The organism is Rhizorhabdus sp. P4_G6, assembly GCF_056401045.1.
In genome coordinates this window covers 1-10,003 of the sequence record NZ_JBFUKC010000040.1, presented here as the reverse complement: position 1 = coordinate 10,003, position 10,003 = coordinate 1, and the positions used below count along the sequence as shown (strand labels likewise).

Here is a 10,003-nt window from a genome sequence, read left to right as displayed (position 1 = left end):
GTTAAGGCCAATTCAGTTGCGGCACACAGGTTTCGGATCATTGATAGCCGGCATATTTACATAAAAGATATAATTTCTCGGATTTGCGTCATCGGAGTTGCGTCAAGCGATCCCTATGTTTCCTTCTTATATTCGGATCTCGGTCAGTCGGGGACACGAGATCACCGCTATGACGTGCTCAAGGAGAACCAATGCCTTCCGCTACGCTCTATTTTGCCCCGGGCTCATGCGCCTTTGCGTCGCTGATCGCCCTCAACGAAGCCGGGCTGCAGTTCAAGGCGCGTAGAGTCAAACTCGCGGATCGAGAGCAGGACAGCCCCTGGTTCCGGGCCCTCAATCCGCTGGGCCGCGTGCCAGTGCTTGAAATCGACGGCAAGGTCGTGACGGAAACGATCGCCATATTGAGCTATGCCGCGCATTCGAATCCCCATGCCGACCTGCTGCCGTTCGGTAATCCGACGGCGCTCGCCAAGGCCTATGAATTCATGGCGTGGTTGGCGAGCAATGTGCATGTCACCATCGCTCAGTTATGGCGCACGGAGCGATTTGTCGATGACCCCGCCGTCGCGGAGGCGGTGATGGCAGCGGCGCCCGGGCGGCTCGAGAACGCCTTTCGATGCATTGAGCAAAAGCTGGTTGGCCCTTGGGCGCTTGGGTCGGAGTTCAGCGTGGTCGATGGTTATCTGAGTGTGTTCTTCCGCTGGGCTCAACGGCTCAAGATGGACATGGATTCATTTCCCCGATGGTCCGAACATCAGTCGGCCCTGCTCGCGCGGCCATCGGCCATCTCCGCCCTGGCGACCGAACTATCCGAGTAATCCCTACCCAGGCCTATAATTGCTCGACCGCTTGCAGAAGGATGGATTTCAGCGCCTCGCAAGAGGGAGCGGCCGTAGCGGACTGAAGCAGGCAATATCCGATGCGCGGCAGCATCGGCAGCGCGGAGAGCCTGAGCACTTGCTGATCCGGCGCCATGAACCCCGCAGTCCGCGGCGTGACACCCAGGCCCGACACGACGGCGGCGTGCAGCGCCGAGGTGCTGGCTGTTTCGATCGCGATCTCATGTTCGATGCCGGCATCCTGGAGCGCGGCGAGGGCCTGTGCCCGGAACAGACAGGGCGCTTCGAGCAAGGCGAGGGGGAGAACCGGACGCTCGAGTAATGCTTCCGCGCCGAACCAGTGAACGGCGCGCGTAGCGATGACGCCGTCCTCCGACGGCAGCCGCATGCACAGGGCGATATCGATCCTGCCCACCTCGATCAGCTCGCGCAATTCGACCGAGCCGCAGACCCGAAGCTGGATTTGGGCATCAGGATTGAGCTCCGAGAAGCGCTTCAGGCTACCCACCAGGACGGTTCGCGCGAAATCCTCGACCATTCCAACCCGGATCGGACCGGTGGCGCGCTCGCCGGCGAGCACGGCCATCGCCTGATCGTTCAGCGCAAGGATATCCTTGGCGAAACGAAGCAGCGTCTCTCCCGCTGTGGTAAGGGTGAGCATGCGCTTGTCGCGGAAGAAGAGCGGCGCATTCACGATCTGCTCGAGGCGCTTGATCTGCAAGCTCACCGCGGACGGGGTCAGGAATACGCGCTCGCTTGCCCTCAGCATGGAGCCGGCCTGAACCACTTCAACGAAGGTTTTCAGCAGTTCGCTCGGGAGACTCGTCGACATAGTTCGATAAACCTTTCTCATCTCAGCCTACGATTGAGATGAGATTTAGTCAAAGATTAGCCAGGCCTAGCGTGGCTCCCGGCGCCTCGCTCTTTCGCCGTGATCGCCTTCGGCCAAGGGCAAAGACGCTACAAATCAGGCCAGTAAAGCCGGGTCGGATTATCGACGAGGAGCTTGCGTTGAAGTTCCTCGGTCACTGCGATCTCGGGAATGACGTCGACCAACAGACCGTCATCCGGCAACACCTTTTCCATATTCGGGTGCGGCCAGTCCGTGCCCCACAACACCCGGTCGGAATAGGCCTCGACAAGTGGACGCACCGAACGGACGAAATCGCCATATGGCGGCCCGGCGGGGTCGAGACGATCCGGACAGGTCACCTTGGTCCAGATGTCGTCCCTGCTGTCGAGCAGCGCGCGAAACGCTCTCATATCGGAGCCGTCCGGTCCCTGCGTCACGTCGGGCCGGCCCATATGATCGATCACGATCGGGGTCGGGATCGCCCTCAGGAAGGGGCGCATCTCGTCGAGGATATCGGCCTCGAAATATACTACGACGTGCCAGCCCAGCCGCTGGATGCGATGCGCGACATCAAGGAACCTGTCCTTGGGCGCATCGTCCACCAGCCGTTTGAGAAAATTGAATCGCACGCCGCGGATGCCACCACGATGGAGCGAGTCAAGCTCGGCATCGCCGATGGCCGGATCGACCACGGCTACGCCACGCGCCATGCCACCCGACCGGGCGATCGCATTCAGGGTAGCGCGGTTGTCGGTGCCATGGCAACTCGCCTGGACGATCACGTTGCGCGCGAAGCCCAGCCGATCGCGCAGAGCGAACAGAGCCTCGGGACCGGCGTCCTGCGGCAGATATTTGGCCTTCGGACTAAACGGGAAGCCGGCCTGCGGACCAAAGACATGACAATGCGCATCCACGGCACCAGACGGTAAAGCAAACCGCGGCCGCGAAGGCGAAAGCGCCCAGGAGCGGATGCGGCCATCCTTGTCGGTGATCATGCGAAAACTTCTCCGTCCATCAGCTTGCGCGCGGTCCGCAGCATTCCCGCCTCGACCGGCTGTCCACCGGCATCGACCGTAACGACGCATTCCGTCACGCCGGTCGGATGCTCGACGCCCAGGGTGAGCCTCCTGCCCACGGGCAGTCGGGCACTGGCAGCGGCCGGCGAGCCCCGGACCAGGCAGGCCGTCGCGACGCTCACCGCGCCAAGAACGCCTATCGATGCGTGAACGCGGTGTGGAATGAGTGAGCGCACATTGATCGCACCGCCTTCGCGCGGCGGCGCCACCAGCATCATCTTCGGGACAGACTTCCGGGCGACATCGCCAAGGTTCATCAGCGGACCCGCCTTGAGGCGGATCGCCTCCACCCTGGCTTTCATTGCGATGTCGGCATCCAGGGTATCGCGATCCTCATAGCCGGTTACGCCGACGTCGGCAGCGGCCAGCACCACGCAGGGCATGCCGTTGTCGATGAGGGTGCACGCGATACCGTCGATGTCGTCGACGCCGTTGCCCGTCGGCAGCAGTGCCCCGCAGGAAGAACCCGCGGTATCGCGGAAGGCGAGTGGGATCGGCGCGGCGGTTCCAGGCACGCCGCTGATCGCGGCGGCGCCATCATAGCAGACCTGGCCTTCGCGGGTCCGCACCGTTGCGACAGCAACCTGGCCGCTGTTCTCCATGAAGATCGCAACAGGCGTTTCCTCGCCGACCGCGGTGATCAGTCCCCGCTCTATGGCGAACGGGCCCACGCCGGCGAGCATATTGCCGCAGTTCTGGCTATCGGTGACGATCGCCTGATCGACAAACACCTGGAGGAAGAGATAATCGACGTCGACGCCTTCCCGCTCCGAACGACCCACCACCGCTACCTTCGATGTCAGCGGGTCCGCGCCCCCCATCCCGTCGATCTGACGGGGATCGGGCGAGCCCATCACACGCAGCAGGAATGCATCGCGGGCCGCGCTGTCGGTAGGCAGATCGTCGGCGAGGAAGAAAGCACCCTTGGACGTCCCGCCCCGCATCCACATGCAGCGCACGCCCTTAGACATATTTAAGGCCCATTTCGGCGAGACGCGCCCGCATGCCATAGAGGTCGAGACCGAGTTCGCCCGCCCCCAGACGCTGGCGCTTTGTCGCCTCGACCGCCTCGCGCGCCTGCGCCTTTTGCAGCACTGTTTCAGCGTCCGCGCGCTTGACCACACAGACGCCGTCGTCGTCCGCCACGATCACATCGCCTGGTTCGACCGCCGCCCCGGCGCAGACGATAGGCACGTTCACCGAGCCTAAGGTAGCCTTTACCGTGCCCTGCGCGAAAACCGCTTTGGACCAGACCGGGAACCCCATCGCCGTCAGGTCGCGAACATCGCGAACTCCCGCGTCGATCACCAGGCCGCGGCATCCGCGCGCCATCGCACTGATCGCCAGCAGGTCGCCGAAATATCCATCGGTGCACGGCGACGTGGGTGCAAGCACGAGAACATCGCCCGCCTTCAACTGCTCGATCGCAACATGAACCATCCAGTTGTCGCCGGGCGGCGCGGAGATGGTGACGGCCGATCCCGCGATGCGCGCGCCGGTATAGATCGGCCGCATCCTATGGCTGAGCAATCCGGTGCGCCCCTGGGCTTCATGGACGGTAGCGACCCCGGCATGGGCGAGACCGTCGATGATGCCAGCCGCCGCGCGCTCGATATTCTGTACAACCACGCCCATGCTCGATCTCCTTTGTCATGGAGCCGTGCGCCCAACGCTCGAATATGTGCCAATCCAACTTGTGCACGGGCAATAAGTTTTTGCTATGTTTGTGTCGTGATCAAGCCATTCGACATCAATCTGCGGCACCTGCGCGCCCTCAGCGAGGTGATGGCGCAGCGGAGCCTCAATCGCGCGGCCGAGACGGCCGGCCTTTCACAATCCGCCTTGACCCAGGGTCTGGGAAAGTTGGAAAAACAGCTTGGCGTGCTCCTCTTCGAGCGACATTCGGACGGGGTGACGCCGACCATCGCGGGCAAAGCCCTGATCGAGCGCGCGGAGAGGGCCTTCACGCACCTCGCCACGGCGGCGCGTCGCTCTTCACGCGGTGGCCCGCGCAGCTTTTCCAGCCCTGAGCGGTTGATGACAGCCACCCAGCTCCAAGCCTTTCTGCACTTCGCAGATGCACAGGGCTTTGCAGGTGCCGCTGCCGTCAGCGGCCTTTCCCAGCCGGCCATCCATCGCGCCGTCCGCGAGCTTGAACAGGTCTGCGCGGTTCCCCTGGCCGAGCGGCGGGGCCGCGGAATGACCCTCACCGCAGCGGGGCACGCCCTGGCCCGAGGTGTGCGCCTCGCTGCCGGTGAGATCGCGGCGGGCATCGGCGAGGCCAGGGACGAACCGAACGAAGGTGCGCGCATTGCGATCGGCGCGATGCCGTTGAGCCGAGCGCTGGTTTTGCCGAGGGCGCTGGCGCATTTTCTCCGCGAATCGCCCGCAACCGTGGTCAATGTCGTGGAAGGTTCCTGGCGGGAGCTCGTCGATCCTTTGCTCGACGGCGTCATCGACATCATGATCGGCGCGCTCCGCGACGAAGTTACGCCGGGCATCGATCAGATACCCCTCTTCACCGACAGGCTCGCCATTTTCGGCCGCAAGGATCATCCGCTCGCACGCGGCCCAGTCACCCTGGATGATCTACGCGCGCAATCCTGGATCGTCGGCCCGGCCGAAACGCCGCTGCGCGCCCATTGGGAGGCATTGTTCGAGGGTGCGCCGCAGCCGCCCATGCCGGTCGAATGCGGCTCCGTGATGGTGATCCGGGGCCTGCTCATGCAGAGTGATCTGCTGACCCTGCTGTCGCCCGATCAGATCGCCGTGGAGATCGAGAGTTCCATGCTGGTGCGTATCGGCCCCGGCCTGTCGAACCGCGTCCGCACGATCGGGCTCAGCATGCGCAGCGACTGGCGGCCGACACGATCCCAGCAGCGGCTGATCGACCTCCTGAACCTGGCCTCGATAGAAACAAGACTTCAGGAAAATCACTAGGCCATACTCGATTTGGATTGGGGGTCGGCGCTCCGTTCGCTTACCCCGACCGCATGTCACCGATTGTCGCATATATCGGCTTTGGAGAGGCCGGCCGGGCATTCGCCTCGGCCGGAGCGCGCGCGTTCGACCGAAAAACCGGTGAGGCGGCATTTCGTGACGAGATGGTTGCCGCCTTCGCCGCGGCAGGCGTCGACGGCTTCGAGGACGCGGCCCTGGCTCTTCGAGGTGCTGGCGCGGCGATTTCGCTCGTCACCGCCGACGAGGCGCTGGCTGCAGCTCGGGACTATGCGCCATATCTCACGCCGGACGCCCTGTGGCTGGACATGAACAGCGTTGCGCCAGACACCAAACGCTCCGCCGCCGATGCGATCCATGCCGCAGGTGGCCGGTATGTCGATGTCGCCATATTGGCACCGGTTCATCCTGCCGGCCGCGACGTTCCCCTGCTCGCAAGCGGTCCCCATGCGGAAGCGGGACTGGCTCTGCTGGCGGCGATGGGATTCACCCGGATCCGCAGGATGGAAGGCGGGATCGGCGCGGCGTCGGCTGTCAAAATGATCCGGTCGGTCATGATCAAGGGAATGGAGGCGCTGACGGCGGAATGTCTGATGGCTGCCGAGGCGGCGGGCGTCCGCCACGAAGTGCTCGCCTCGCTCGACGCCGGCGAGAAGCCGGGCAGCTGGAGCGAACGCGCCGATTATAATCTGGAAAGAATGCTCGTCCATGGCCTGCGCCGCGCCGCCGAAATGGAAGAGGTCGTCAAGACCCTCGACGGTCTGGGGACCGGCAGCGCGATGTCGCGCGGTACCGTCGAGCGCCAGCGGGCGTTGGGCAGCCTCGGCCTGGGCGCGCCCCACGGACTCGACGCCAAGCTCGATGCCCTCACATCCCGAAGGCATGAGAAAGCAGCATGAGCCTGATCATCGACTGTCACGGCCATTACACCGTCCTGCCCAAGAAGCATGACGCCTGGCGGGAAGAGCAGAAGGCCGCGTACAAGGCGTTGACAACGCCCCCGGCCTATCCCGACATTGCCGATGCCGAGATCCGCGAAACGATCGAGGCCAACCAGCTGCGCCTGATCCGGCAACGCGGCGCAGACATCACCATCTTCTCGCCGCGGGCCTCCGCGATGGCGCCCCATGTCGGCGATCAGGGCGTCGCGCGGGAATGGTCGGTCCGCTGCAACGATCTGATAGCGCGTGTCGTCGGCCTGTTCCCGGAAACCTTCTCCGGCGTCTGCATGCTGCCGCAGAGTCCGAACGCCGACATGTCGGCCTCGATCGCCGAGCTCGATCGCTGCGTGAACGAGCTGGGCTTCATTGGCTGCAACCTCAATCCCGATCCGGGCGGCGGCTATTTTCAGCACCCGCCGCTCACGGACCGCTACTGGTATCCCTTTTACGAGAAGATGGTCGAGCTGGACGTGCCGGCGATGATCCACGTCTCCGGCAGCTGCAATCCGGCGATGCACGCGACCGGGGGCTATTACATCGCAGCTGACACCATTGCCTTCATGCAGCTGCTGGAAGGCGATCTGTTCGCCGATTTCCCGACCTTGCGCTTCATCATCCCGCACGGCGGCGGCGCGGTGCCCTATCATTGGGGACGCTATCGGGGACTGGCCGACATGCTGAAGAAACCATCTCTCGAGATCCACCTGATGAACAACATCTTCTTTGACACTTGTGTCTACCACCAACCGGGGATCAACCTGCTTGCCGACGTAATCGAGACTAGGAATATCCTCTTCGGCTCGGAAATGATCGGTGCCGTGCGCGGCATCGATCCGACCACGGGACATTATTTCGACGATACCAAACGGTATATCGATGCGCTCGAGATCAGCGATGCCGAACGCCGGGCGATATTCGAGGGCAATGCGCGCCGCGTCTTCCCGCGGCTCGACGCGCAGCTGCGGCAGAGGGGGTTGTGACGACCTGGATCACCAACGCCTGGTATGTCGCCGCCTGGGACCATGAGATCGGCGATCAGCCGATCGCCCGGACGATCTGCGGCGTGCCGATGATGTTCTATCGCAAGCTCGACCGGTCGGTCGTCGCCATGCGCGATGCGTGCCCGCACCGCCTTCTCCCGCTGTCGATGGGCCTGCGCGAAGGCGATTCGATACGCTGCAAGTATCACGGCCTCAAGCTTGCCGCCGACGGCATGGCCGAGGAAATGCCGCTCAGGACGGAAAAGGTGAACAAGCGGATCTGCGCGGAGACCTTCGTCGTCGAGGAGCGCCATCGTTTCGTCTGGATATGGGTAGGCGAACGGCGGGCCGCCGACCCGAACCTGATCCCCGATCTCTGGCCCTGCTCCGCGCCAGGCTGGACCGTGGACGGCGGCTACTACCATGTCGCGGCCGATTATCGGCTGATGATCGACAATCTCATGGACCTGACCCACGAAACTTATGTCCATGCCGGCTCCATCGGCCAGCCCGAATTGATGGAAGCGCCGCTGGAGACGAGGGTCGATGGCGATCGCGTATTTGTGTCGCGCTGGATGCCGGGCATCGATGCGCCCCCCTTCTGGCGCGGCGCCCTGAAGAAGGATGGTCCGGTTGATCGGTGGCAGATTTGCGAATTCATCCCACCATCCGCGGTTATCATCGATGTCGGCGTGGCGCCCGTCGAAGCGGGGGCGACGCTGCAAAATCACGATCAGGGCGTGCGCGGCTTCGTGATCGATGTCGCCACGCCGGAATCGGACACAAGCATGCACTATTTCTGGGGCATGGCGCGCAGTTTCGATATCGATGACGCAGGCTTCACCGCACGTTTCAAGCAACAGCAAGGCGGCGTCTTCCTGGAGGACAAGGAGATCCTGGAGGCGCAGCAGCGCGCGATCGCCGCAAACCCCGCGATGAAGCTCAACGCCTACAGCATCGATCAGGGCGGCACGCGAGCGCGGCAGATCATCAGCCGGATTATCGCCAGCGGATCGGCCACCGCATGACCGCCCCCCGCGACATCCACGAGTATCTCGCGGAGTTCGAGGATATACCCGGCACGCGGGTGTTCACCGCGTCGCGCGCGCGACAGGGATATCATCTCAACCAGTTCGCGATGAGCCTGATGAAGCCTGAAAATCGCGAACGCTGGAAAGCCGACGAAAAAACCTATCTCGATCAGTGGCCACTGTCGGGCGAACAGAAGGCCGCGGTGCTCGCGCGCGATTACAACCGGATGCTCGATCTCGGCGGCAACATCTACTTCCTGTCGAAGATCTTTTCGACGGATGGACTGAGTTTCGTCCAGGCGGTCAGCACGATGACCGGCATGACCGTCACCGACTATCAGGCCATGATGAACGCTGGCGGCCGATCGCCCGAAGGGCTGCGCTCCAGGAAGGAACGACTCTGATGGCTCGCATCACCGCCGGCGTCGGCTCCAGCCACGTTCCTCTGCTCGGAGTGGCACATGATCAGGGCAAGGAGGGCGACGATTACTTCGGACCGATTTTTGCCGGTTATGAGTGGACCCGGAACTGGGAGAAAGCCGCAAGACCCGATGTGGTGATCCTCGTTTACAACGATCACGCCTCCGCTTTCGACATGAAGGTCATCCCGACTTTCGCCATTGGCTGTGGCGAGCGATACAAGCCCGCTGACGAGGGCTGGGGACCTCGCCAGGTGCCCGATGTCATCGGGCACCCGGACCTCGCCTGGCATATCGCCCAGAGCCTGATCCTCGACGAGTTCGATATGACCATCATCAATGAGATGGACGTCGACCATGGCTTGACGGTGCCGCTTTCGATGATGTTCGGGCGCGTAGAGCAATGGCCGTGCCGGGTGATCCCGCTGGCGGTGAATGTCGTGACCTATCCGCCGCCTTCGGGCAATCGGTGCTGGGCTCTGGGCGAAGCTGTCGGCCGCGCCGTCGCCAGCTTCCCGGAGGACATCAATGTCCAGATGTGGGGGACCGGCGGGATGAGCCACCAGCTCCAGGGCCCTCGCGCGGGGCTGATCAATGCCGCGTGGGACAACATGTTTCTCGACGGGCTGATCGGCGAGAGCGATCATTTACGGCGGGTCCCGCACATCGAATATCTGCGCGAAACCGGGTCCGAAGGGATCGAAATGGTGATGTGGTTGATCATGCGCGGCGCGCTCGGGCCGGCGACCCGCCTCCTCCATCGCCATTACCACGTCCCATGCAGCAACACCGCGATTGGGCACATCGTCCTCGAACCCGTCCCCTCTTCCAGCGGAGCCTGATCCATGAAAATTGCCCTCGTCGGCGGCGGCGCTTTCGGAGAGAAGCATCTCGATGCCCTGAAAC

General features: G+C 63.3%; 11 protein-coding genes. 7 read left to right on the top strand and 4 right to left on the bottom strand.

Features of this window, described 5'->3' with window-relative positions; translation table 11 throughout:
• Window positions 1-191: 191 nt before the first annotated feature.
• On the top strand, window positions 192-818 hold the full coding sequence (locus AC1DPF_RS18595; RefSeq protein WP_477962871.1) for a glutathione S-transferase family protein: 627 nt from the start codon (window positions 192-194) through the stop codon (window positions 816-818).
• A gap of 13 nt (window positions 819-831) precedes the next feature.
• On the opposite strand, the gene AC1DPF_RS18590 is transcribed toward AC1DPF_RS18595, so the two are convergent.
• From AC1DPF_RS18590 to ligK, 4 genes are all read right to left on the bottom strand, one after another.
• Window positions 832-1,671 carry a LysR substrate-binding domain-containing protein gene (locus tag AC1DPF_RS18590; RefSeq protein WP_477962869.1) on the bottom strand — a complete coding sequence of 280 codons (840 nt, stop codon included), beginning with the start codon at window positions 1,669-1,671 and terminating at the stop codon, window positions 832-834.
• Window positions 1,672-1,799: 128 nt separating this feature from the next.
• Window positions 1,800-2,687, bottom strand: coding sequence for an amidohydrolase family protein (locus AC1DPF_RS18585; RefSeq protein ID WP_477962867.1), 888 nt, complete (start codon window positions 2,685-2,687; stop codon window positions 1,800-1,802).
• Window positions 2,684-3,739, bottom strand: coding sequence for a 4-oxalomesaconate tautomerase (locus AC1DPF_RS18580; protein ID WP_477962865.1), 1,056 nt, complete (start codon window positions 3,737-3,739; stop codon window positions 2,684-2,686). Before AC1DPF_RS18580 ends, AC1DPF_RS18585 begins: the two co-directional genes overlap by 4 nt.
• The gene (gene ligK, locus AC1DPF_RS18575) at window positions 3,732-4,403 is read right to left on the bottom strand and encodes a 4-carboxy-4-hydroxy-2-oxoadipate aldolase/oxaloacetate decarboxylase (protein WP_477962863.1); all 672 of its coding nucleotides are present in this window, start codon (window positions 4,401-4,403) and stop codon (window positions 3,732-3,734) included. Before ligK ends, AC1DPF_RS18580 begins: the two co-directional genes overlap by 8 nt.
• Here ligK and AC1DPF_RS18570 point away from each other — a divergent pair.
• The 6 genes from AC1DPF_RS18570 to AC1DPF_RS18545 are packed head-to-tail and all read left to right on the top strand — an operon-like array spanning window position 4,341 to window position 9,939.
• Window positions 4,341-5,708, top strand: a complete 1,368-nt coding sequence (locus AC1DPF_RS18570; RefSeq protein WP_477962861.1) for a LysR family transcriptional regulator — start codon at window positions 4,341-4,343, stop codon at window positions 5,706-5,708. The genes ligK and AC1DPF_RS18570 overlap by 63 nt on opposite strands.
• Before the next feature lie 53 nt (window positions 5,709-5,761).
• The gene (locus tag AC1DPF_RS18565; RefSeq protein ID WP_477867161.1) at window positions 5,762-6,625 is read left to right on the top strand and encodes an NAD(P)-dependent oxidoreductase; all 864 of its coding nucleotides are present in this window, start codon (window positions 5,762-5,764) and stop codon (window positions 6,623-6,625) included.
• Entirely contained in the window at window positions 6,622-7,647 is a 1,026-nt protein-coding gene (locus AC1DPF_RS18560; RefSeq protein WP_477867163.1) for an amidohydrolase family protein, read from the top strand. The genes AC1DPF_RS18565 and AC1DPF_RS18560 overlap by 4 nt, the downstream gene beginning before the upstream one ends.
• Window positions 7,644-8,675 (top strand): Rieske 2Fe-2S domain-containing protein, encoded by a 1,032-nt coding sequence (locus AC1DPF_RS18555; protein ID WP_477962859.1) that lies wholly within the window; start codon window positions 7,644-7,646, stop codon window positions 8,673-8,675. The genes AC1DPF_RS18560 and AC1DPF_RS18555 overlap by 4 nt, the downstream gene beginning before the upstream one ends.
• Window positions 8,672-9,082, top strand: coding sequence for a protocatechuate 4,5-dioxygenase subunit alpha (gene ligA, locus AC1DPF_RS18550; protein WP_477962857.1), 411 nt, complete (start codon window positions 8,672-8,674; stop codon window positions 9,080-9,082). The genes AC1DPF_RS18555 and ligA overlap by 4 nt, the downstream gene beginning before the upstream one ends.
• Complete coding sequence (locus AC1DPF_RS18545; RefSeq protein ID WP_477867169.1) at window positions 9,082-9,939, top strand: class III extradiol dioxygenase subunit beta; 858 nt, start codon at window positions 9,082-9,084, stop codon at window positions 9,937-9,939. Before ligA ends, AC1DPF_RS18545 begins: the two co-directional genes overlap by 1 nt.
• The last annotated feature ends 64 nt before the right edge of the window (window positions 9,940-10,003 follow it).

Bases quoted from the DNA above. Each gene is read 5' to 3' on its own strand.
- ligA (WP_477962857.1), top strand. From the start codon at position 8,672: ATGACCGCCCCCCGCGACATCCACGAGTATCTCGCGGAGTTCGAGGAT.
- AC1DPF_RS18560 (WP_477867163.1), top strand. From the start codon at position 6,622: ATGAGCCTGATCATCGACTGTCACGGCCATTACACCGTCCTGCCCAAG.
- AC1DPF_RS18570 (WP_477962861.1), top strand. From the start codon at position 4,341: ATGGGCGAGACCGTCGATGATGCCAGCCGCCGCGCGCTCGATATTCTG.
- AC1DPF_RS18585 (WP_477962867.1), bottom strand. From the start codon at position 2,687: ATGATCACCGACAAGGATGGCCGCATCCGCTCCTGGGCGCTTTCGCCT.
- ligK (WP_477962863.1), bottom strand. From the start codon at position 4,403: ATGGGCGTGGTTGTACAGAATATCGAGCGCGCGGCGGCTGGCATCATC.
- AC1DPF_RS18565 (WP_477867161.1), top strand. From the start codon at position 5,762: ATGTCACCGATTGTCGCATATATCGGCTTTGGAGAGGCCGGCCGGGCA.
- AC1DPF_RS18580 (WP_477962865.1), bottom strand. From the start codon at position 3,739: ATGTCTAAGGGCGTGCGCTGCATGTGGATGCGGGGCGGGACGTCCAAG.
- AC1DPF_RS18595 (WP_477962871.1), top strand. From the start codon at position 192: ATGCCTTCCGCTACGCTCTATTTTGCCCCGGGCTCATGCGCCTTTGCG.
- AC1DPF_RS18545 (WP_477867169.1), top strand. From the start codon at position 9,082: ATGGCTCGCATCACCGCCGGCGTCGGCTCCAGCCACGTTCCTCTGCTC.
- AC1DPF_RS18590 (WP_477962869.1), bottom strand. From the start codon at position 1,671: ATGTCGACGAGTCTCCCGAGCGAACTGCTGAAAACCTTCGTTGAAGTG.